The following is a 20,901-nucleotide window of genomic DNA, read 5'->3' as shown; positions in this document are numbered from 1 at the left end:
CGCCACCATTCAATGCTTATTTACAACTGGCGGCTCCCATATCCTGCCAGACGTCGTGTTTGCCGGGCTCATTGCCCTTGGTCCAGTACTGCGCCTTCCACTGACGGCCGTTATGGGTGGTGAGCTCGCCACCGTTGTAGGCCACATTGGCATCCCAACCCAGTTGCACCTTGCTCACCAGCAACCACTGATCCGCGGTGCGGCTAGGCTCGTTGCCCTGGGTCCAGTACTTGGCCTGCCACACCAGCTGATTGTGGCTCACCTTGTCGCCGCTGTTATAGGTGCTGGCCGCTTTCCAGACTGGCCAATTGACCGCATCCGGATCGGTCGCCGTGCAACCACCGCCGCTGCTGGCCGGTTTGACCGTCAGACGGGTTGCCGCGCTGGCATCCAGCCCGCCGTCGGAGACGGTGACGCTCAGGTCATAGCCGGTGTCGCTGGTTACGCTCGGGCCGGTGACCACCAGAGTGGCGCTGTTCTGACCCGTTGCGGTGATGCCTGCCGGCACGCTCCACTGATAGGTCAACGGATCACCATTCGGATCAGAGGCGGTCGCCTTGATGGTCACCTGCTTGCCCGCCTCCACAGAGGCCGTTGCAGCTACACTCACCACCGGCGCCAGATTGGCCTGCGGCGCCTTGTTGGTCACCACCACCAGATCCTTGGCACTCAACTGCTGGTCATCGGTCACTGTCAGCTCGAACACCAGATTGATGTCGGCAGTCACCGCATCGAGTACAACACGGGCCTTGGCCTGAGTGGCATCAAGCAGGACAACCTGCGGCCCGGAGATCTGCTTCCAGCTATAACTGAGAGCGCTATTTTCCGGATCGTGGGAGGCCGAACCATCCAGCGTCACCTCGGTCGGACCGGTCACCTTGAGGTCACTGCCCGCGTTGGCCAGCGGCGGCTTGTTGGCTGGTGGAGTCGTTCCCTCGCCGTGGCCCAGCCCCTCGTGCATGGCGTTGAGGATGTCGCCGTTGTCGGCGTCGATCTCCCAGGAGAAGAGGCCACCGAGCTGGTTGGCCAGCACATACTGCCCCTTGGCCTTGACCGAGCGATCGTTGTCATAGGTGATGAGATCGCCGGTCGCCGCCTTGAACAGATAGGGCGCCTCGGCCACTTCGTCATAGCCCTTCTCCCAGCCAGCCCCCATCCGGTTGTTGACGATGTCGCGGTAATCCACCACCCCATCCTCCCAGGTGCCTTTCACCTTGCCGGTCGCCTTGCCGGTGAAGGGGTTGTTGCCCTGATAACCGCTCACCCCGGTCCAGCCACGGCCATACATGGCGGCCCCGACCACCAGCTTGCCCGGTTCAACCCCCTGCGCCAGCAGCTGATTCACCGCCTTGTCGGTGGTGTACTTGGTTGCGGGATCCCAGCTTGCCGCATAGAGGTTGGTCTGGTGACCCAGCTCGGTGTTGCTCCATGCGCCGTTGTAGTCGTAGGTCATCATGAAGATGTGATCCATGTAGGGCTGGGCCGCCTTGTAGTCCACATCCTGGATCTTGTCGCCCCCCGCCCCGATGGCCGAGGTGAGCTCATACTGGCGACCGGTCTCGGCCTCCAGCTCGTCGAGCATGGCACGCAGCTCCTTCATCAGGGCCACATAAGTGGCCCCATCGCTCGGGCTGCCCAGTTTCGGGTTGGCGCCCTGTCCGCCCGGGTACTCCCAGTCGATATCCACACCATCGAAGAACTTCCAGGTCTGCAGGAACTCTTTCACCGAGCCGACAAACACATCGCGCTTGGTTTTGTCACCGAGGAAGTAGAAGGGGTCGGAGAGGGTCCAGCCGCCGACCGAGGGGAGGATCTTGAGGTTCGGATAGGCCTGCTTGAGCGCCATCAGGGCGCCAAAGTTGCCCTTGTAGGGCTCGTCATGGGCAGTGAGGTTGCCTTGCGGCATCTGGATGGCGGCCCAGGGATCGTGCATCGCCACCTTGAAGTCCGCCCGGCCGGCACACGCCCGTTGCAGCGCCTGGAAGCTCCCTTCGATCTCCTTGAGGCTGTCGTTGAGGCCATCCCCGCCGCAGATGGGGGTGAAACCATAGAGGATATGGGTCAGGTTCTGGGCCGGGATCTTGTCCACCGTAAACTTGCGACCATAGACCCCCCACTCCACATAATAAGTCCCCACCACCTTGCCGGACTTGTTGGCGTAGGGCTTGTTGTTCTCCTGCAGCGGCGCCTTGAGTGGCGCCAGATGGCTGCCGTCGGTATCGGCAACCACGATCTCCTTGGCATCAGAGAGGGTACAGCCATCGGCGTTGCACAGCGCCACCTGCATCTGGTAGCGCCCCCCTTTCTTCACCTTGAATTTGGCGCTGCCCGCTGCGGCCGAGGGGCCGGACCACACCTCCTGACCATTGAGCAGTACCTTGGCTCTCTGGCCCAGATCGCCGCTCCAGAGGTTCCAGTTCACCTCCACATCGGCGGCATCCTTTACCTTGACCAGATTGTTGTAGGCAGTGGCCGCCTGATCGACTTCAACGATGGAAAACTTGGTGGGGCCCCATCCGATGGTGGGCTTGCCGGGCGCCGCAGCATAAGCGGACGAGGCGCAGCACAGACCGACCGCAAGGGCCAGCATGGTAGGCTTTGGACTTAGCATTTTTATATTTCCCTATTTCGTTATGTTGGCAACGAAAAGGGCTACGCCCTGACAGGTAACGCAGACGGCAGTGCGGCCTCTTGGCAAAGGTGCACAACAACCTGTGGTGGCCCCGCTATCTCAAGTACGGCTCATCCCTGGACCGGAAGCTTTGCGTCCCGATCTTGCGATCGGTTTGCCCTTCGGTTACTTCATTTGCGATGCAAAAAATCGCATCCCGACTATAGAGTGAGCCAATCCGGTCTGCCACTGTCGGCGTTCACCGACAGTGGCAAGTCAATGCACTAACTGGCAGCCATTACGCAGGAAGATGAAGATATCTTCGCCAATAAATCTCTGTTTTCGGCATTCATCCATGACCAGGGTCCACGGGATCATTGCGCGGTTTTGTGAGCAGGTTCACGGCTAGCCGCCCCGGCTGCGGCTAGCGCAGCAGCAGGCTGTTCATCAGGGCCCGCAGTTTGAGCGGTTTGACCGGTTTGCTGATGTAGCCATACCCCCGCTCGCGGATCTGCGCCTGCAACTCGCTCTTGCGATCGGCACTGATGATGATGCCCCCCAGCTCGTCGCCACACACTCGTTGCAGGGCAGCGAGCGCCTCCAACCCGGTCTTGCCATCGTCGAGGTGGTAGTCAGAGAGCACCAGTCTCGGCACAAACCCCTCTGCTACCAGCTCCTCGGCTTCGGCCAGATCGACGGCGCAGCGCACCTCGCAGCCCCAACGGCCGAGCAGTGTGCTCATGGCGGTCAGAATGTCCCGCTCGTTGTCGATACAGAGCACGGCTACACCTTCCAGCTGGCTGTCACGCACCACCGGCGCCGCCAGCTGATGGGCCGTGACCGGCCGGGTCGCCAGATTGAGGGTCACCGCAAAGACCGACCCCTTGCCCGGCCAGCTCTGCAATGTGAGCTGATGACCGAGCACCTGCGAGATGCCGCGGGCGATGGCAAGCCCCAGACCCAGCCCCTGCTCCTTGGCGGTACGGGAGTGATCGAGACGGGAGAACTCGTCAAAAATAGCCTCCTGCTTGTCTTGCGGGATGCCGGGGCCGTTATCCCACACCTCGATGCGGATCTTCTCCCCCATCCGGCGGCAACCAAGCAGCACCCTGCCGCCCGGGTTGTAGCGAAACGCATTGGTGAGGAAGTTTTGCAGCACCCGGCGCAGCAGCCGCACATCGCTGTGTACCGCATGCTTGCTCTCCACCACCGAGAAGTGGATCCCCCCCGCCTGGGCCAGCACGCCAAACTCCGCCTTGAGGTTGTCGAGCAGATCGCGCAGGGCAAAGTCGAGCTTCTTGGCCTTGAACTTGCCCGCTTCGAGCCGCGAGATATCGAGCAGATCGGTGATGAGATCCTCGGTCGCCCCCAGCGCATCATCGATATGGCGGGCAATGCGGGCCTGCTCGCCAGCATCGGGCAACATCTCCAGCAGAGAGGAGGTAAACAGCTTGGCGGCATTGAGGGGCTGGGTCAGATCGTGGCTGACCGCCGCCAGAAAACGGCTCTTGGATTGATTGGCCCGCTCAACCTGCTGGTTCACCAGCAATAGTTGGCGGTTGAGTTCGGAGAGCTCGCGGGTGCGCTCGGCCACCCGAGCCTCCAGATGTTCGTTCGCTTCGCGCAGCACCCGCTCCGCATCGCGAAACGGGGTGATGTCGGTAAAGGTCATGACGAAACCACCGGCGGGCATGGGGTTGCCCTGCATCTCGATCACCCGCCCATCCGGGCGCTCCCGCGCCGAGATATGGGCGCTACCCCGCTTCATAAAGGCGACCCGCCGTGCCACGTGATCCTCGATATCGCCGGGGCCACAGAGCCCCTGCTGGGCGTTGTAGCGGATGATCTCTTCAATGGGGCGCCCTGCCTGAATAAGCCCCGGCGGATAGTGGAACAGCTCGATGTAGCGGCGGTTCCAGGCGACCAGCCGAAGCTCCCTGTCCACCACCGAGATCCCCTGCCCGATATGCTCGATCGCCCCCTGCAACAAGCCTCGGTTGAAGCGAAACACGTCGGAGGCCTCATCGACTATGGTGGCGATCTCCTCGAGCTGCATGTTGCGCCCCTGCAGGGCCGAGGCGAGCACCAACCGCGCCGACGAGGTACCAAACACCCCCGCCAGCAGCCGCTCGGTGTGGGCAATCAGCTCGGCCGAAGCCTGCATCTGGGGCGCAAGGGTGCCGCCCCGCTCTCCGGCGAAGCGACCAAAGGCACGCTTGACCCGGCTTGAGCCGACAAAACGGGCCGCCAGCATCTCCAGCTCCTTGACCGAGACCCGCGCCTGATAGAGGGCGGCGGTATCGCGGCTCGGCTTGCCGACAAAGTTGGCCGCCTGCAGCCGCTCGCTCACCGCAGGGCGCGACAGCAGCGAGCCTGCCACATAGCCGAGCAGGTTGAAGAGCAGGCTCAGGAAGATGCACCAGGCCCCGAGACTCAGCTCGCGAAACGCGGGCCAGTCCGGCGGCGCCAGCAGCTCGGCCAGCGGTGAACCGGCCAGCAGCCCGCTCTCCACCAGCAGGGTCACGAACCAGAGGCTAACCCCGAGGCTCAACCCAAGATAGACCCCCTTGCGATTGCCGTGACGCCAGTAGAGGCCGAGCAGCAGGGCTGGTGCAAACTGGGCCACCGCGCCAAAGGAGAGGTAACCGATGCGCGACAAGCTGGTGAGATCGCCGAGCCAGAGGTAGAGCCCCCAGGCCGCCAGCAAGATCAGCAGGATGGCGCCACGGCGCACCTGCAACAGCAGCCGTACCAGCCGCTCGTCGCGCCCCTGCCGCCAGAAGCGCCGCAGCAGCACCGGCAGCACCAGATCGTTGCTCACCATTATCGCCAGTGCGATGGTGCAGACGATCACCATGCCGGTGGCCGCCGAGGTGCCGCCGAGAAACGCCAGCATCGCCATGCCATCGAACCCGAGTGCCATCGGCAGGCTGATCACATAGGTGTCGGAGGCCATATCGACACCCACCCACTGCTTGCCCGCCAGGGCCAGCGGCCAGATAAAGAGCCCCATCACGAACAGGTAGAGCGGGAAGATCCAGCGCGCCCAGTGCAGGTCCTGTCCCTGATTGTTCTCCACCACAGTCACATGAAACTGGCGCGGCAGGCAGATAACAGCGCACATCGCCAGCACCGTGTAGATGGCAAGCTCCAGCAGGTTGCCGGGGCTCACCGCCACCACCTGCGCAAAGAAGTCGCGGGTCACCTGCTCGTGAGCTTCGCCCGGTTTGCTCAGGATCAGCCAGAGGGCGAAGCCCCCCACCGCGATAAAGGCCAGCAATTTGACCACCGACTCGAAAGCGATGGCCACCACCATCCCCCTGTGGTGCTCGGTGGCATCGAGATGGCGGGTGCCGAACAGGATGCTGAACAGCGCCAGCAGCAGGGTGACCCCGAGCGCCAGCTCGCTGGTATTGCTGGTCGGGCTGATGCCGCCACTGTTGACCATCAGCAGATCCAGCCCGGTGACGATGGCTTTGAGCTGCAATACCAGATAGGGGAGGATCCCCATGATGGCGATGAGGGCGATCACCATGGCGAGCCGCTGGGATTTGCCGTAACGGGCGGCGATAAAGTCGGCGATGGAGGTGATGTGCTCGCGCTTGGCCACCAGAATAAGGCGGGCCAGCAGCCGCCAGCCAAACAGAAAGACCAGCATGGGGCCAAGGTAGATGGGCACCGGCGACCAGGGGGATTCACTCGCCTGCCCCACGGTGCCGAAGAAGGTCCAGGAGGTGCAGTAGACCGCCAGCGACAGGCTGTAGAGCAGCGGTTGCCCCTTGAGACGGTGCCGTTTGTGCTTGTCTGCCACGAAGGCGATCAGAAACAGCAGCCCCAGATAGGTGAGCGACAATCCGATCAGCAGCCATCCCTGGTGCATCGATAACTCCTTGTCCATGTTGAGTTTTTGTATACAGCCTCGCCAGTCTAGAGAGGCAGCAGCCAAAAGTCATCCCCTTCGGACAGATTGAAATTATCGTTTTTCAATAAGTTTTATCTTGACTGTATATCGTAAAACAATAAACATTGCCGATGTGAATATTGATAAACGATAAACTTTACCTTTCAGATAAAACCATCACAGTGAGGAATGAGATGATCTCCAACAAACTCGAACGCTCGAGCATGCTGATCGAATGGCTGCTACTGCTGGCACTGCTGGCGACCCCTTTGATCACCTTGCTCGAGGTGTGGACCCCCTTCGGTGGCGCCGATTTTCTGCAGGAGAAGCTCAACACCATCTTGAGCCGCCCCGGCATCCATCCTGCCGACTATCCCCTTAACTTCTCCACCCGGCTGCTCGGCACCCTGGTGCAGCTGTTGCCGGATCTGGTCTTTATGATGATGCTCTGGCAACTGCGTCAGCTGTTTCGTGGCTACCGCGCCGGTCTGCTCTTCACCTTCGAGCAGATCCGCCGCTATCGGCAGATCGGAGTGCTGCTCTGTGCAACCTTCCTGGTCGAGTTGACCCTGACCCCCTTGCTGGATACGGTGCTCACCATGAGAGGTCCGGAAGTACTCGGTACCATAGCGCTTAGTACCTCAGATTTTCGGGTACTGCTGGCGGGACTGATCGTACTGGCGCTGGCGCTGGTCATGCGCGAGGCCAAACTGTTGGCCGATGAACAGCAACTGACGGTGTGAGGAACGTATGCCCATTATCATCCGCCTCGATGCCCTGCTGGCCGAGCGCAAAATGACCGCCCGCGAGCTGGCCCAGCGCATCGACATCACCGAGGCCAACCTCTCGATCCTCAAGAATGGCCACGCCAAGGCGGTGCGCTTCTCCACTCTGGAGGCCATCTGCCGTGAACTCAAATGCCAGCCCGGCGATCTGCTGGGCTACGAGCAGGAGCGCTAACCCTCTTATGAGTCGTCATATCACCCTGTTTGCCCTGTGGCTGCTGCCGCTGTGGGCCTGCGCTGGCAATGACGCGGACGGCCCCCGCTACCTTATCGAGCAGGGCGCCAGCGCCAATGTGCTGCAAGTGCGCCTCACCATGCAGGGCAAGCCTCCCTTTACCCTGCTCCCCGCTCGTCAGTTGCCGGGCAGTGCCACGCCGGTTTCCCCCACGCTGGTCTGCCTTGCAAACAACCAGCCGGTTGCCCTCAACCAGCCCTTCTCCTGCAAGGAGATCGGCTGGCAAATCACGCTCACACCGGCTCCGACAGTGGGTGCTGATGCCTCGGCCCAACAGTCGCTGCTGTTCGCTCCCAACCAGTGGCTATTGACCGAATGGGGTAACTTTGTGCGCCAGATGGGGAACCACCTAGGGGAGGTCTGTCTGCCGGATGGCAGCTGCCAACCGCTGTCGGATGTCAACCAGCCGCCGTTGATCCTGCCGTTTGGTATGGACACTGTGCCCGTCACCAAGCCGGATCCGCGGCTGGTGCTGAGCCATGACGAGACCGCCAACCAGCTCGATCTGCCGGCCTTGCAGCAGCAACTGAATGAGATCATCGACTATCTGGCCTTCCAGCTCGATGTGGATCCGCCCACTCATCCATGGCAACTGGTGTGGCTGGGGCGGGATGTGGCGACCCGCTCCCTCGGCGGCGCCGCCGGAGATCAGGTGTTTGTCGCCAACTACCCCACCGAGGCTGGCAAGCCGACGCCACAGGCCCCCTTGCGCCTGCTGCGCACCTCGGCCCACGAGGCGGTGCATATCCTCAGCGCTCGCCGCGCGGCTCCACAACCCACCTGGGTCAACGAAAGCCTCGCCGAGTACCTCGCCATCAAGGCGCTGCGCCGCTTTCGGCTGCATCAGGTCACGGCGGTCAACGAGCTGGCCGAGCGGGGAAAACAGCTGCCCCATAGCGAGAGCGGCCTCTATCGGGCAGCTCGCGAGGTGCTGGCGGGCGAGCGCTCCTACTACCCGCTCTTTTACGTTAAGGGGAGCGCCTTCTGGGAAGTGCTGGAGCGGGAGCTGCAGCACAATGACGTGACGCTGGCCCAACTACTGCCCCAATTGGGCTGGCTGCCGGATGGCCGCTTTGATGCTGCATCCAATGAACTGCTTGCTGGCACCATCGGCTCGGATACCTGGCGCCGCCTCAGCCGCCTCTATCTGGGCGAACAGCAGTAACGCGCAAACTGCAGCAACGAAAAAGGGAGAGCCGTGGCTCTCCCTTTTGTTAGGTGATGATTCAAATAGACAAATATCAGGCCGGAGCCCTCTCCTGCGCAGACGGCGCAAAGGGGCGCAGCCGCAGGAAGAACACCGGCAAGACCACCAGCACCATCAGGAAGAAGATGCCGCCGCCGAGAGGCTCGAACAGCACGCCGCAAAGTGCCATCAGGGCCGCCACCGTCATGCCGAGGCCAAGGGCCGCATAGAGCGCCTGGGTCGGGATCAACTGCTCGGCGGGCAGCTGGCGAGTCATAAAACGCACCGCCCCCAGATGACTCATGCCAAACGTCACCGAGTGGAGCAGCTGCCCCAGCACCAGCACCCACAACTCGGTCGAGGCACCCAGCAATACCCAGCGCACAACACAACCGATGGCACCTGCGATAAAGAGACTCTGGGCGCCAAAGCGCTGCAAGAAACGCTTGTCGGCGGCAAACATACAGATCTCCGCCACCACCCCGAGCGCCCAGAGATAGCCGATGATGGTGCCGCTATATCCTTGCGCCTTCCAGTAGATGGCGCTGAAACCGTAATAGGCGGCGTGGCTCCCCTGCAGCAACGCCGTCAGCAATAGGAAACGGCGCACCGGTGCGCTGCGCAGAGTCGCCAGCAAGGACGCCTTGGCCCGCTCGCCCTGACTATCCTGTGGCGCCGGATAGAGCGGCAGCCAGCTGAGCAGCAGCATCAGCGCCAGCCCCGCCACCATGGTGTGCAAAATCCAGTCACTACCGAAGTTGCCCACCAGCGCCCCCACCAGGGTAGAGGCGACAATAAAGGCAAACGAACCGCACAGCCGCACCTTGCCGTAATCGAGGTGCGCCTGCACCACCATGCGGGTCGCCAGCGCCTCCCCCACCGGCATCAGGGTCGGATAGATAAAGTTCGCCAGCAGGGTCAAGCCCACCAGCCACCAGAGGTTATGACTGAGATAGAAGCCGAGAAACGCCAGCAGACTGAGCAGGGAGAGCAATCGGGTAACCGGCAGCAGATGGCCCGCCCCTTTGATCTGCCCCATCACCATCAGGTTGCCGGCAAAGCGGATCGCCATCCCCGCCCCCAGCAGAAGACCAATCATCTCGGCGCTGACGCCCACCCCCTCCAGCCAGAGCGACCAGAACGGCAAGTAAGCACCGTAGACAAAATAGAAGGCGCCGAAAAAGAGCGCTAACCAGGAAAACGCGGGCATAGATCCTCTGCAACCGGATGACGGGAGCAGAATGATAACCCATCCGCCCCCACAGATCCCGATGGAAACCCCGCGAAGAAAACGAAAAAACTTCAATAAAATTGAACTATTACCGAAGAGGTGGGGTCTACTTGGTAACACCTCTTCCTGGTTAGTGTTGCAATCCTTCCACCCGCCCATGGCGGGTTTCTTTTTTGCTGAATGAATATAGTCAGGTCAGACCGATGCGCAGCATGGTCAGCATTATCCTCGCAGGGGTGAGGAGAGCACGTATCACCTGATTTATACCATGCATTGATCGCGGCGGGCGGAGAAAACATCTCGCATCTCCATTTTGCGACAGGGTCGAGGGTTATTTGCGGTCGGATCGTTATGATCGAGTAAAGATTCAATAGCACCCCAATCAGTAGAGGAGACTGCATTATGCCATCGATCAAGACTCTGCTCTGTCCAGTCGATTTTTCCCAAATGTCTCGCGCGGTACTCGACTATGCCGTTTTCATGGCACAGAGCCATCAGGCCCAACTCAAGCTGATCCACGTGGTTGATCAACTGCACGGTTTCGACAGCTACAAGATCCTGCATATGACGGCCATCGAGATCACTCACGAGATGGAGCGTCAGGCCAGAACCCAGCTCAAAGAGCTGGTTGCCACCCTGCCGATCCCAGCCACCTTTGATATTCGCTTTGGTCGCGCAGCCGATGAGATCGTCATTCAGGCCAAGGAGAATGAGGTTGAGCTGATCGTGATGGGCAGCCACGGCCGCTCCGGTATCAGCCATCTGTTGGTAGGCAGTGTCGCCGAGTCTGTGGTGCGTCATGCACCCTGTCCGGTACTGGTGGTGCGCCAATAACGCGCCACGTTTAGTGTGAAAAGCGTAACAAACAAGGCCAGCGATTGCTGGCCTTGCGTTTTCTGGTGTTGTGCCCGCTAGCCGTGGGCGTAGATGACACTCCCCCCCTTGATGGTATCTATGATGGCTCTGGCCTGCTCCTTGGGCAGGGCGGGGCAACCCCAGCTGCGGCCCAGTTTGTCATATTTGCGCAGATGGGTCGGGCTGGCATAGGCGGCGCCGTGTACCACGATGGCACGCTTGCGGGCATTGCAGTTTTTACCCGGTGACAAGCCATCGAGTCGCAGCGAATAGCCATGCTTGCCCTGATAGGTTTCCGCCGTGCGATAGACGCCAAGAGAACTTTGGCGGGAGTTGAGCTGGTTAGAGAAGCGTTCAGCATCCAGTTCACCTGAGTTCCGGCCATGGCTGACCCAGGTGTGATAGAGCAGCTTTTGGCGCTTCATATCGATGACAAACAGTCTGCGCTGGGTGGATGGCTTGCTGTAATCGATGATAGTGAGAATGGGTTTGCGTTTGTGGCGCACGGTTTGATAACTGTTGAGAGCCTGACGAAAGGTCTGTTTATCCAGCTTGCCGGCCAGACCCAGTTGACGATAGAGGCTCTGATCCCAGCTGGCATCTGCCGTGCTGCTCCAGATAAGCGATATCAACAGCAGTGGCAACAACAGCCACCCGCGTTGCCAGTCTATGTTCCCGCGCGCTTGTCTCATCCGTGAATATCTCCTTGTCACTCCCTGTCAACGGCGCGGATATTGTCATCAATCCGCTCGATAGTTATATGCAAGGTGCTGAAAAGGCGCAATAAAAAAACCGGCCGCAGAGCGGCCGGAAGTCATTCAAACAGTAGACATTGGTATCACAGGGTATAACTGACTTCCAATTACTTAGAAGTTGTACTGCAGGGCAACCGCGACTACGTCGTCGGTGTTCTTGCCCAGAGAGTTGGTGGACTTGCCATCTACGGAGTCCAGCAGGTTCAGCTTGTAATCAACATAGGCGTTGAAGTTCTCGGTGAAGTTGTACCAGGCACCGATAGATACGTACTCGGTGTAGGTATCATCGATACCGCGAGCGGAGTCTTTCACGTCAGTGCGCAGGTAGGCCAGAGAAGGCTTGAACTTGCCGATGGTGTACTGGGCAACGGCTTCGTAGCCATCCATCTTCTCGGCGTAGCCGTTGTTGACGAACAGGTGGTCTTCACCGTGGGAGTAGGTTGCAGCCAAGTAGAGGTCGCCAGTTGCATATTTGGCGCCGAAGCCCATCAGCTTGGCATCCTTGTCGCCACCGAAGGCGGCGTAGCGAGCTTGCTCGTCAGTCTTGCCAGCCTGGTTATAGGCAGCACCCAGGCTCAGGCCCATATCGAAATCGTAGTTGGCAGATACTGCGAAGCCTTCAGCAGAACCTTTGCTATTCCAGCTTTCGCCGTTATAGGTGTTGCCGTTGAAAGATTCAGTGATTGCACTGCGACCGGCGTTTTGCGGATCGTTGTTACCGGTGAACTGGGCACCCAGGGTCAGACCCTGATAGGTGTAGATGTACTGGGCCAGACCGTTGGTACGGCCGGTGCCGAATACTTCGGTATCTTTGCCCAAGCCGTCACCGCCCCACTCAGGCAGGACGTCGGTATAGTTGTTGACGGCCTTGGTGAAGAGGCCATCCTGACGACCATAGCTGAATGCGCCGAAACGGTCGTGCTTGATGCCGGCATAGGCATAACGCAGCTCGTCGTTGTCAGAACCGGAAGTCGGCAGGTTGTACTCGGCAAAGCCGAACGCCTTCATCTCGGGAGCAATCTTGGTCTCGCCAGCAACGTGCAGACGGAAGTAGCTCTGGTCACCTTCGGAACCGTTGTCGTCAGTACCGTAGTAAGCACCTTGTGCACGGCCGCCGATTTCCAGCTTGGTATCGTTCTGGTTGTAAACGGTAGCAGCATGGGCGCCGCTCGCCAGCAGCAGGCTGGAGATGGCAATAGTCAGTGCAGACTTCTTCATATGCGTTATTCCTCTGATGTAAACACTTCCGAACTTGTTGTCGGTTCTGTGAAATCGGAAATGGTCCGATAGCCACACGGTAGGCGTCCCAACCTTGACTGGGCCTGAATCCATCGTTGTTTAATTGAGGTGACGAGGTCGTTATCAAGACTGGGTGTGACGGTTTTTGACAAGATAAAAAGAGATTAAATTCAATGAATTATTTTCTAGTGACTTTTTTGACATCAAGGCTGTTCTGAGCAACAAGGTCGATGGCTCAAGTTGTGAGCTAGATCACGTAGGGGAGAATGGGGGCGGGGAAAAAACGTGGGGAGACTTGCAAGGCTCCCCCCAGTGATCAGATGGGCTTTTGCCACAGGGTCAGCAGCAGATCCTGTTCCAGTTCATTCGGGCCCTGTTGAGCGAAAGCGTGACGCTGCTCACCGGTTGCCCGCCAGCCAAGACGGCTGGTCTCCAGAATAAAGCTGCGCATGGCCTGATCCATGGTGAGGCTGAACTGGCAGCGTTGTTGAGTCACCGGATTGAGGCCGCCGAGGGTTGGCCAGCTGAGAGGGTGTTCCATGCTCACCGGATTGAGGCTGACCCGCAGTTGCCACTGATGACGGGGGCCGGGCTGCAGATAGAGCAGATAGCCACCGGGCGCCAGCCAGCTGACCAGCTGCTCGGTCTTGACCTTGAGATCGTTGACCAGCAGCACCTGAGCAGAGCCCGGTTGCAGCGGCGCGCGAGCGGGATCGGCAATGACAAACTGGCCGTCCGGCTGCGCTTTTTTGGCGGCAAAGATGGTGTTCTTGGCGATATCAACCCCAGCAAACTGCCAGCCGGGCAGGCGCTCTGCCAGCGCGCGGCAGTAGTAGCCTTCACCGCACCCAAGATGGATCAGCTCTTGTGGGGCCAGCGGAGCGAGCAGGCTGGCCATGGCCTCGACCAGCGGCAGTTGGTGGCCGGCTTCCAGGAAATGGTGCTTGGCGCGCATCAGGGCGCGGCTGTCGCTGTCTTTGGGGTTTTTCTTGCCGGGGATGAGATCCAGATAACCTTCCGGTGCCGGATCGAAGTGATGCTTGTTGTCGCAATAGCGCCCTTGGGAGGCTTCATGAAGATGGAGCGGACTGCGGCAGCGGGGACATTGAAGGTGCATAGTAACTCTCTGGGCGAATGCCGGAACAGTGAAGGGCGTTCGGGATTATAGGGGAGAGGATCAAAAAAGGCTGCCGTAGCAGCCTTTTTTATCCCAAGGCCTCAGTCAGGCCTGCGGACGGGTCATCAGCGAGTGCCAAATACCACAATGGTCTTGCCGTGAGCAGAGATGAGCTCCTGCTCTTCCAGCATCTTCAGGATGCGGCCCACGGTTTCACGAGAGCAGCCGACGATCTGGCCGATCTCCTGACGGGTGATCTTGATCTGCATGCCATCCGGGTGGGTCATGGCATCCGGCTGTTTGGCCAGGTTGAGCAGGGTCTGGGCGATCCGGCCGGTCACATCCAGGAAGGCGAGGTTACCCACTTTCTGGCTGGTGTGTTGCAGGCGCTTGGCCATCTGGCCAGAGAGACGCATCAGAATGTCCGGGTTGACTTGGATCAGCTGGCGGAACTTCTTGTAGGAGATCTCTGCCACTTCGCAAGAGCCTTTCGCTCGAACCCAGGCGGAGCGCTCGGGGTTCTCGTTCTCCTCGAACATCCCCATCTCGCCCAGGAAATCACCCTGGTTCAGATAGGAGAGGATCATCTCTTTGCCCTCATCGTCCTTGATCAAGACGGCCACAGTGCCCTTGACGATGTAGTAGAGGGTCTCCGCTTTTTCACCCGCATGGATCAGGGTGCTCTTGGCGGGATACTTATGAATGTGGCAGTGCGACAAGAACCATTCCAGGGTGGGATCGCTTTGCGGTTTGCCAATGACCATGAGAATTCCTCTGTAGTGTCTTTTTATGGACTTGTGCGTCCGGGCAAGCTGCCAATCTTGCCATTCCTTGTATTGGTCGCAGTAGGATAAGAGCCTTTGCCTGTGCTGACAAGGCTTTGCGGGCTTTTGACAGAGCCCTTTGAGTAATGCCTGCTGCGCCGCTTCGGCCATTCTAGGGAAGATAGAGGTCGGAGATGTTGATTTTGATCTATTTCCATCCCAACTCCCCCTGTTCGGCAGAGATAAGCGACTGGGTTATGCTAGGGATCCATCATCATGATTAACAGGAGAGAGTGCGAGATGAAAGCCAAGGTCAGCTGGGTGGAAGGGATGAAGTTTGTGGGTGAGAGTGAATCTGGTCACAAGGTGATCCTGGATGGTGCCAACCCCGGTGAGGGGGCCAGCCCGATGGAGATGATCCTGCTGGCGGTCGGTGGCTGCAGCTCCATTGATGTGGTTTCCATCCTCGAAAAAGCGCGCCAGTCGGTGACAGCATGCCATGTCGATGTCAGTGGCGAACGGGTCGATAGCGTGCCCCGGGTTTTCGAGAAGATTAATCTGCACTTCGTGGTGAAGGGCAAGGGATTGGCAGAGAAACAGGTGGCCAGAGCGGTGGATCTGTCGATGGAGAAATACTGTTCTGTTTCCCTGATGTTGGAAAAAGCGGTACAAATTACCCATAGTTATCAAATTGTTGAAGCTTGATAACGATTGTTTCGCTGGTACCCTGGCATAAGGCCGTTACGTAAGGCCACTGCACAAGGCCATGACATAAAGCCATTACATAAGGAAAGTGCAATGAAAAAATTGATCGCTCTGCTTCCCCTTTTGGGCCTGGCGGCGTGCAGCAGCCCGCAACCTACCCAGTATCAATACAGCCAATACCAGTGTGGTGAAGAGATGCTGGCCGTTACCTATGATGCCCAGGCTGAGATGGTGCAGTTCCCCTATGCCGGGGTTTACCACAAGCTGGCGCGTGTGGAGTCAGAGTCTGGCGCCAAATATTCTGACGGCCTGACCACCTTCTGGAATCAGGAGAAACAAGCTCTTCTCACCCAGAAAGGGGTCACACTGCTGACCTGTACGCTTAAATAAGTGACCACAGATAGCTGAAGGTGTGCGGCTTTGTGCCCGAGTCTGGCCTAGGCCGGATTGGGTCAAGAGGTTGAGACCACAAAAAACGGCTTGCCGGGAGGCAAGCCGTTTTTATATCCATCCCTTATCACTAAACAAGCGCTAGTTGGTGGGGACGCGATTGAGCAGCTCGGTCGCGAGCTGCTGGCTAAGCGCCTGACGCTGGTTGTCTGCAATGCTCACGTCGCTGGTCAGCTGGATGATGCTGCTCCAGACAGCTTTCTGGGTTTTGCGATCGAGCAGCACGATGGCCAGCGACCCTTTGCGCTGGTTGGCCGAGGCATATACCCCGGGCGTCATGCCAAGACGGGCGAAAATCTCGCCGTCACTCATATCCTTGCCGCCCGCGACGCCGATGGCGACCCACAGATCCGCCTCGTCAAGCGGTGCACTCTGCCACCCCTTGCCATTGAGCTCCCGGCTTACCGCCTGCTGCATCGGCTCCAGCCACCCTTCCGCCAACTCACCGGCAAATTGATACTGTTCGGCCAGGGCGTAGCGCGGGGTTGCACCATAGGTCCAGTTGCCCATCGGGCGAACCAGCATGGTGCCGGACTCCAGCGTGGGGGCCGCCGGCCCGCTGCTGCAACCGCCAAGCAGGGCGAGCAGTGCCACAGAGAGATAAGCAAGCCGCATCGTGAACTCCTTTGAATCAGGTTATTTTGCCGGTTTCGATCAATTGCTGGATGAGCGGGCGCAGGATCAGCTCCATCGCAAAGCCCATCTTGCCACCCGGCACCACTATGGTGTTCATCCGCGACATGAATGAGCCATCGATCATCGACAGCAGGTAGGGGAAATCCACCTGCTTGATACCGCGAAACCGGATCACCAGCATACTCTCGTCCAGACTCGGGATCACCTTGGCGCTGAAGGGGTTGGAGGTATCCACCGTCGGTACTCGCTGGAAGTTGATATGGGTGCGCGAGAACTGCGGGGTGATGAAGTTGATGTAGTCATCCATGGAGCGAACGATGGAGTCGGTCACTGCCTCGCGGGAATGCCCTCGCTCCGAGGTATCCCGGATCAGCTTCTGGATCCACTCCAGGTTGACGATGGGCACTACGCCTATCAGAAAATCCACGTGGCGCGCCACATTGTGATCCTCGGTGACCACACCGCCGTGCAGCCCTTCATAAAACAGCAGATCGGTATTGCTGGGCAGATGCTGCCAGGGGGTGAAGGTGCCGGGCATCTGGTTGAAGGGCACCGCCTCGTCAAAGCTGTGCAGGTAGCGGCGATACTGGCCATTGCCATCCTGCCCATAGCCCTGGAAAAAGCTCTCCAGCAGCCCGAAGTCATTGGCCTCAGGGCCAAAATAGCTGATATGACGCCCCTGTTCGCGCGCCTTGCGGATCGCTACATCCATTTCCGGTCGGGTGTAGCGGTGAAAACTGTCACCTTCCACCACAGCCGCGGTATATCCCAGTTGATGGAACATGGAGCGAAAGGCGTTGGTGGAGGTGGAGGTGCCGGCACCGGACGAACCGGTAACAGCAATAATGGGGTGCTTGGCCGACATGGGATTCTCTCTTCCTTGGGAATTCCGTTATAAGGTCCGGATTGCGGTTGGGTCAAGACTGCTCGATGAAGCGGTCTTTCATCACGATATTCACCGATTCGTGCAGCTCGCTATAGACGATGACAGCTTTGCCTTGCTGTAATTGTTCTCTCACTGCATCGACTTTGACGCCAAGTGGTACATCCTGTTCTCCATATTCTGTTCCCTCCTGCAACACAAAGTGTTCGATCAGGTTGGTCAGGGTGTCGCCGTCCAGTTCTTGCCAGGGAATGATCATTTAAAGGTCTCACAGCAAAAGAGGTGATCGTCAGGCTATTGTTGTGTTGAATCCCGCGAATGCAATCACTTTTTACCTTTTCACCGGAGTCTGAGAGATGTTGTCTGAAGCGCAGCGCAGCGCGCCGTTAACCCTGACTGAGCATCTGGACAGCGCACGTCGAGAGGCGATTGCCCGAGGCATGGTGTGGTTCTGGTTATTGAACTGGCTGGTGGTGTTGTTTCTTTCGATACGCTATGAGGTTTACAGCCAGGTCGGGCTCGCCAGTGATGACAGCTTGCCCTGGCGCTTTCAGAGTGAGCTGGCCCTGGTCATGGTGGTGCTATTGCTGCTACCTGTTGTTAGCCTCTTTTGTGACCATCTGCAGGACCGTCTCTGGTTACGGATGGCTGCACTGGTGATGGTGCTATGGGGCGGACTCTGGACGCTGCACATCTACACGATTGGTCAGGTGGAGCTGCGGGGAGGAGTCAGCTATGCCAACGGGATCATGCGGCTCAACCTGCTGGCCGCGCTCATCGCGTTTTATCCCGATCGCAAGGTGTTGTATGGCTATCTCTTGGGCCCGATGACGGTGGGTGTGGGGTTGGAACTCTTTTTACGCGTCGATTTTCTCCAGATTTACCTGCTCGGCGTGTTGTTTGGCGTGATTGCGCTGGAGGTCGGCCGTCGCATGCTGCACCGCTGGTTTGAGCTGGCGATCATGCGAGAGCATGAAAATCTGATGCTGCTGCGCCAACTTGATCTGCTCGCCAAGCAAGATCCTCTGACCGGTGTCGCCAACCGGCGGCATTTCAATATCGAGCTGGATCGCGCGTTGGCCCATAGCCAGGAGAGCGGCGCTCCGCTATCGCTCATCCTGATCGATGTGGACTATTTCAAGCGCTTCAACGACCACTATGGCCATCAGGTAGGGGATATGTGCCTCAAGGAGGTGGCACAAGCGCTCAACCGTGCGGTACGCACACCATCTGATCTGGTGGCCCGCTATGGCGGGGAGGAGTTTGTGCTGCTGCTGCCCAATACCGACCGTCAGGCGGCGGCCAGCGTGGCGCAGCGGCTGCAAGATGGCTTGGCCATCCTGCGGCTGGAGCATCTGGCGTCCGATGTTGCCCCCTGGGTGACGGTGAGTCAGGGGATTGCCAGCAATGTGTCCGGCGAAGGGGCGAGCCAGTTGCTGGAGCGGGCCGATCAGGCGCTCTATCGGGCCAAGGAGTCGGGACGCAATCAGTTCTGTGTTGCAGAGTGACTATGTTCGGCAATCCAGCGACTGATCCGTTCATCCAGCCAAAACCGTGGCCGCCAGGGCGTGCCGTGCAGAAAGCCGACATGGCCGCCACGCTGGCTCAACTCATAGCGCACCGTGGGCGAGAGTTGCTCTGGCCGGGGAATGACCGCGCGTGACATAAAGGGATCGTCGGCGGCGTGCAGGATAAGGGTAGGGATGGGGATCTGAGCCAGCAGCGGTAGTCCCGAGCAGCTCTGGTAGTAGTGGTTGGCGCTGTGAAAGCCGTGCAACGGCGCGGTAACCAGCTCGTCAAAATCGCGCAGGGTGGCAATCTGCTCCACTTGTCGAGGTTGCCAGCGTTCACTCGCTTTCTGCTGCTGGCTGATCTTGTTGAGCAGGTTGCGGCGCATGGTGCGTAGCAGATAGTTCTGATAGACCTTCGAGAAGCCCTGATTGACCCGCTCGGCGCAGCTCGCCAGTTGCAGCGGGGCCGAGACCACCACCGCCGCTTTCAATGCCGCAGGACAGCCCCGCGCCAGCAGATTGACCAGCATATTGCCACCCAGTGAAAAGCCGATGGCGATCAGCGGTTTGCCCGGGAAGCGCTGGCTCAGCTCGGCAATCAGCTCCTGCGCATCACCGATGGCGCCGGAGTGATAGGCCTGCAGGTGGCGATTGGGCTCGCCACTGCAACCGCGAAAGTGCATCAGCACGGCCTCTCTGCCCTCTTGCTGCAGGTGGGCGAACAATCCCTTGGCGTAGTGGGAGTGAATGCTTCCCTCCAGCCCGTGAAACACCACTATCAGCGGCCGTTCATCAAGGCTGACTTCCCCGCTCCAGGCGAGGTCGACAAAGTCCCCATCCTGCAGTTCAAACCGCTCCGCCACAAAACGGGCAGGGGGGCGGCGCAGCCATTTGGGCAATATGGTCTGCAGATGAGGATTGCGTGCCCACCAGGGGGCGTGGAAGTGGCTCTCGGTCAGCATGGGGTCAGTCGGTCTGGGTCGAAGATAAGGAGGACGGGAGGCGTGTTCCTCCCGCCAGTCATTGGCTTATTTCAGCAGGCGATCGTGATGTTCGGCACCGCGCAGCATGGCCTGGATCAGCTCATTGGCCTCGAACTTGGTCAGCGCCTCATGAGCACCCACCTGATGGGCTCGCTCCACACTGATCTCGCTGGAGAGGGAGGTGTGCAGGATGATGTAGGCCCCCGCCAGTTTGCTGTCGCTCTGTACCTCGAAGGCCAGCTCGTAGCCATCAAGCCCCGGCATCTCGATATCGCTCACCAGAATGTCGATCGGGGTCTTCTGGCTCGCCCGCGTTTGCATCAGGGTCAGTGCATCCTTGCCATTGGTGCAGACTTCATAGGGGATATTGATGTAGTCGAGGGCGGCCATCAGCTGACGGCGGGCGACCGAAGAGTCATCAACCAGCAGGATCCGCATCGGCTTGATCCGTTCCCGCTGCACATCGGTTAGCACCGGATAGAGGTGGCTCGGATCATCCGGATAGACCCGGGAGAGGATCAGCTCCACATCCAGCAGCTGGATCAGCTGGTCATTGACCCGGGTCACACCGGTTACGAACACATTGTGGCCGAGGGAGGCGGGTGGCGATTCGATATCGCGCCAGTTGCACTCGGTGATCTTGTCGATGCCCCGTACCAGAAAGCCCACCAGGGTGCGGCGGCAGTCGGTAATGATGATGAAGCAGTGGGGCATCTCCTCCTTGCTGATGGGGCGATAGCCCACCGCCATCGCCATGTCGATCACCGGAATGGTGGAGCCGCGCATATTGGCAGCCCCTAACACGGTCGGGTGCGAGTGGGGCATTGCCGTCAGCTGGGTGTAGGGCACTATCTCCTTCACCTTGAGGGTACCGATGGCAAAGGATTGTTTGGCTGAAAGGTGAAACAGCAACATGCCCTGGGATTGATTGGCTTTGCTCGTCATGGCAGATGTCCTGTTGGTCGAAACGTTGGCAGTCACTTCAGGCCTCTAGCATAAAGGATTACGGGGGGAATGGCCCTTCCTTGTTAACGACCATCTGGCAAAAAACTGG

19 protein-coding genes and 1 riboswitch are annotated in these 20,901 nt (G+C 59.2%); of the genes, 7 read left to right on the top strand and 12 right to left on the bottom strand.

What is annotated here, in order from left to right:
• Positions 1-16: 16 nt before the first annotated feature.
• Together AB5Y86_RS19810 and AB5Y86_RS19805 are read right to left on the bottom strand one after the other, a co-directional pair.
• Positions 17-2,611: a glycosyl hydrolase family 18 protein gene (locus tag AB5Y86_RS19810; protein WP_368193875.1), complete on the bottom strand. Its 2,595-nt coding sequence runs from the start codon at positions 2,609-2,611 to the stop codon at positions 17-19.
• 102 nt (positions 2,612-2,713) lie between these two features.
• Positions 2,714-2,801: riboswitch (cyclic di-GMP riboswitch) on the bottom strand.
• Between the two features lie 234 nt (positions 2,802-3,035).
• Positions 3,036-6,491, bottom strand: coding sequence for a NahK/ErcS family hybrid sensor histidine kinase/response regulator (locus AB5Y86_RS19805; RefSeq protein ID WP_368193874.1), 3,456 nt, complete (start codon positions 6,489-6,491; stop codon positions 3,036-3,038).
• A gap of 215 nt (positions 6,492-6,706) precedes the next feature.
• Here AB5Y86_RS19805 and AB5Y86_RS19800 point away from each other — a divergent pair, with 215 nt between their 5' ends.
• From AB5Y86_RS19800 to AB5Y86_RS19790, 3 genes are read left to right on the top strand one after another with little or no spacing between them, the layout of a single operon-like run.
• Complete coding sequence (locus tag AB5Y86_RS19800) at positions 6,707-7,255, top strand: DUF2975 domain-containing protein (protein WP_368193873.1); 549 nt, start codon at positions 6,707-6,709, stop codon at positions 7,253-7,255.
• 7 nt (positions 7,256-7,262) lie between these two features.
• A complete protein-coding gene (locus AB5Y86_RS19795) occupies positions 7,263-7,472 on the top strand; it encodes a helix-turn-helix transcriptional regulator (RefSeq protein WP_005335250.1) in 210 nt (69 codons plus the stop codon).
• 7 nt (positions 7,473-7,479) lie between these two features.
• Positions 7,480-8,697, top strand: coding sequence for a hypothetical protein (locus AB5Y86_RS19790; protein WP_368193872.1), 1,218 nt, complete (start codon positions 7,480-7,482; stop codon positions 8,695-8,697).
• A gap of 76 nt (positions 8,698-8,773) precedes the next feature.
• On the opposite strand, the gene AB5Y86_RS19785 is transcribed toward AB5Y86_RS19790, so the two are convergent.
• On the bottom strand, positions 8,774-9,928 hold the full coding sequence (locus AB5Y86_RS19785; RefSeq protein WP_139436754.1) for a 3-phenylpropionate MFS transporter: 1,155 nt from the start codon (positions 9,926-9,928) through the stop codon (positions 8,774-8,776).
• 423 nt (positions 9,929-10,351) lie between these two features.
• On the opposite strand from AB5Y86_RS19785, the gene AB5Y86_RS19780 reads away from it, so the two are divergent.
• The gene (locus tag AB5Y86_RS19780; protein ID WP_368193871.1) at positions 10,352-10,783 is read left to right on the top strand and encodes a universal stress protein; all 432 of its coding nucleotides are present in this window, start codon (positions 10,352-10,354) and stop codon (positions 10,781-10,783) included.
• A 77-nt stretch (positions 10,784-10,860) separates the two neighbouring features.
• Here AB5Y86_RS19780 and AB5Y86_RS19775 read toward each other — a convergent pair whose 3' ends face one another.
• The 4 genes from AB5Y86_RS19775 to crp all read right to left on the bottom strand — a co-directional run bounded on the left by AB5Y86_RS19775 (position 10,861) and on the right by crp (position 14,679).
• Complete coding sequence (locus AB5Y86_RS19775) at positions 10,861-11,496, bottom strand: murein L,D-transpeptidase catalytic domain family protein (protein WP_100645221.1); 636 nt, start codon at positions 11,494-11,496, stop codon at positions 10,861-10,863.
• A 174-nt stretch (positions 11,497-11,670) separates the two neighbouring features.
• The gene (locus AB5Y86_RS19770; protein ID WP_043820833.1) at positions 11,671-12,777 is read right to left on the bottom strand and encodes a porin; all 1,107 of its coding nucleotides are present in this window, start codon (positions 12,775-12,777) and stop codon (positions 11,671-11,673) included.
• A 337-nt stretch (positions 12,778-13,114) separates the two neighbouring features.
• Entirely contained in the window at positions 13,115-13,915 is an 801-nt protein-coding gene (locus tag AB5Y86_RS19765; protein WP_158111354.1) for a putative RNA methyltransferase, read from the bottom strand.
• Positions 13,916-14,040: 125 nt separating this feature from the next.
• Complete coding sequence (gene crp / locus AB5Y86_RS19760) at positions 14,041-14,679, bottom strand: cAMP-activated global transcriptional regulator CRP (protein ID WP_005335304.1); 639 nt, start codon at positions 14,677-14,679, stop codon at positions 14,041-14,043.
• A 300-nt stretch (positions 14,680-14,979) separates the two neighbouring features.
• Here crp and AB5Y86_RS19755 point away from each other — a divergent pair, with 300 nt between their 5' ends.
• Positions 14,980-15,384, top strand: a complete 405-nt coding sequence (locus AB5Y86_RS19755; RefSeq protein WP_368193938.1) for an OsmC family protein — start codon at positions 14,980-14,982, stop codon at positions 15,382-15,384.
• A 93-nt stretch (positions 15,385-15,477) separates the two neighbouring features.
• Positions 15,478-15,774 (top strand): MliC family protein, encoded by a 297-nt coding sequence (locus tag AB5Y86_RS19750; protein WP_368193870.1) that lies wholly within the window; start codon positions 15,478-15,480, stop codon positions 15,772-15,774.
• 141 nt (positions 15,775-15,915) lie between these two features.
• Here the strand turns inward: AB5Y86_RS19750 and AB5Y86_RS19745 are convergent, their stop codons facing one another.
• The 3 genes from AB5Y86_RS19745 to AB5Y86_RS19735 are packed head-to-tail and all read right to left on the bottom strand — an operon-like array spanning position 15,916 to position 17,612.
• Complete coding sequence (locus AB5Y86_RS19745; protein ID WP_368193868.1) at positions 15,916-16,449, bottom strand: DUF4136 domain-containing protein; 534 nt, start codon at positions 16,447-16,449, stop codon at positions 15,916-15,918.
• Positions 16,450-16,465: 16 nt separating this feature from the next.
• Positions 16,466-17,335 carry a phosphoribulokinase gene (locus AB5Y86_RS19740; RefSeq protein ID WP_005335299.1) on the bottom strand — a complete coding sequence of 290 codons (870 nt, stop codon included), beginning with the start codon at positions 17,333-17,335 and terminating at the stop codon, positions 16,466-16,468.
• Between the two features lie 52 nt (positions 17,336-17,387).
• Positions 17,388-17,612 carry a YheU family protein gene (locus tag AB5Y86_RS19735; RefSeq protein ID WP_005335298.1) on the bottom strand — a complete coding sequence of 75 codons (225 nt, stop codon included), beginning with the start codon at positions 17,610-17,612 and terminating at the stop codon, positions 17,388-17,390.
• Between the two features lie 97 nt (positions 17,613-17,709).
• Between AB5Y86_RS19735 and AB5Y86_RS19730 the strand changes: the two genes are divergently transcribed.
• Positions 17,710-18,861: a membrane-associated sensor domain-containing protein gene (locus AB5Y86_RS19730; protein ID WP_368193867.1), complete on the top strand. Its 1,152-nt coding sequence runs from the start codon at positions 17,710-17,712 to the stop codon at positions 18,859-18,861.
• Here the strand turns inward: AB5Y86_RS19730 and AB5Y86_RS19725 are convergent.
• Together AB5Y86_RS19725 and AB5Y86_RS19720 are read right to left on the bottom strand one after the other, a co-directional pair.
• A complete protein-coding gene (locus AB5Y86_RS19725; RefSeq protein ID WP_159158309.1) occupies positions 18,840-19,826 on the bottom strand; it encodes a hydrolase in 987 nt (328 codons plus the stop codon). The genes AB5Y86_RS19730 and AB5Y86_RS19725 overlap by 22 nt on opposite strands.
• Before the next feature lie 66 nt (positions 19,827-19,892).
• Positions 19,893-20,792, bottom strand: a complete 900-nt coding sequence (locus AB5Y86_RS19720; protein ID WP_005335289.1) for a chemotaxis protein — start codon at positions 20,790-20,792, stop codon at positions 19,893-19,895.
• Positions 20,793-20,901: the final 109 nt, after the last annotated feature.

The sequence above is a fragment of the Aeromonas sp. s8 genome (genome assembly GCF_040907785.1).
GTDB classification, from domain to species: domain Bacteria; phylum Pseudomonadota; class Gammaproteobacteria; order Enterobacterales; family Aeromonadaceae; genus Aeromonas; species Aeromonas veronii.
Note: the sequence above shows the minus strand (reverse complement) of the source record. Positions and strands in the feature narration are given on the sequence as shown.

What these genes read in the sequence shown, in the direction of transcription:
- AB5Y86_RS19795 (WP_005335250.1), top strand. Translation starts at nt 7,263, where the DNA reads ATGCCCATTATCATCCGCCTCGATGCCCTGCTGGCCGAGCGCAAAATG.
- AB5Y86_RS19775 (WP_100645221.1), bottom strand. Translation starts at nt 11,496, where the DNA reads ATGAGACAAGCGCGCGGGAACATAGACTGGCAACGCGGGTGGCTGTTG.
- AB5Y86_RS19720 (WP_005335289.1), bottom strand. Translation starts at nt 20,792, where the DNA reads ATGACGAGCAAAGCCAATCAATCCCAGGGCATGTTGCTGTTTCACCTT.
- AB5Y86_RS19785 (WP_139436754.1), bottom strand. Translation starts at nt 9,928, where the DNA reads ATGCCCGCGTTTTCCTGGTTAGCGCTCTTTTTCGGCGCCTTCTATTTT.
- AB5Y86_RS19800 (WP_368193873.1), top strand. Translation starts at nt 6,707, where the DNA reads ATGATCTCCAACAAACTCGAACGCTCGAGCATGCTGATCGAATGGCTG.
- AB5Y86_RS19810 (WP_368193875.1), bottom strand. Translation starts at nt 2,611, where the DNA reads ATGCTAAGTCCAAAGCCTACCATGCTGGCCCTTGCGGTCGGTCTGTGC.
- AB5Y86_RS19725 (WP_159158309.1), bottom strand. Translation starts at nt 19,826, where the DNA reads ATGCTGACCGAGAGCCACTTCCACGCCCCCTGGTGGGCACGCAATCCT.
- AB5Y86_RS19735 (WP_005335298.1), bottom strand. Translation starts at nt 17,612, where the DNA reads ATGATCATTCCCTGGCAAGAACTGGACGGCGACACCCTGACCAACCTG.
- AB5Y86_RS19780 (WP_368193871.1), top strand. Translation starts at nt 10,352, where the DNA reads ATGCCATCGATCAAGACTCTGCTCTGTCCAGTCGATTTTTCCCAAATG.
- AB5Y86_RS19745 (WP_368193868.1), bottom strand. Translation starts at nt 16,449, where the DNA reads ATGCGGCTTGCTTATCTCTCTGTGGCACTGCTCGCCCTGCTTGGCGGT.
- AB5Y86_RS19805 (WP_368193874.1), bottom strand. Translation starts at nt 6,491, where the DNA reads ATGCACCAGGGATGGCTGCTGATCGGATTGTCGCTCACCTATCTGGGG.
- AB5Y86_RS19790 (WP_368193872.1), top strand. Translation starts at nt 7,480, where the DNA reads ATGAGTCGTCATATCACCCTGTTTGCCCTGTGGCTGCTGCCGCTGTGG.
- AB5Y86_RS19740 (WP_005335299.1), bottom strand. Translation starts at nt 17,335, where the DNA reads ATGTCGGCCAAGCACCCCATTATTGCTGTTACCGGTTCGTCCGGTGCC.
- AB5Y86_RS19770 (WP_043820833.1), bottom strand. Translation starts at nt 12,777, where the DNA reads ATGAAGAAGTCTGCACTGACTATTGCCATCTCCAGCCTGCTGCTGGCG.
- AB5Y86_RS19730 (WP_368193867.1), top strand. Translation starts at nt 17,710, where the DNA reads ATGTTGTCTGAAGCGCAGCGCAGCGCGCCGTTAACCCTGACTGAGCAT.
- AB5Y86_RS19755 (WP_368193938.1), top strand. Translation starts at nt 14,980, where the DNA reads ATGAAAGCCAAGGTCAGCTGGGTGGAAGGGATGAAGTTTGTGGGTGAG.
- AB5Y86_RS19750 (WP_368193870.1), top strand. Translation starts at nt 15,478, where the DNA reads ATGAAAAAATTGATCGCTCTGCTTCCCCTTTTGGGCCTGGCGGCGTGC.
- crp (WP_005335304.1), bottom strand. Translation starts at nt 14,679, where the DNA reads ATGGTCATTGGCAAACCGCAAAGCGATCCCACCCTGGAATGGTTCTTG.
- AB5Y86_RS19765 (WP_158111354.1), bottom strand. Translation starts at nt 13,915, where the DNA reads ATGCACCTTCAATGTCCCCGCTGCCGCAGTCCGCTCCATCTTCATGAA.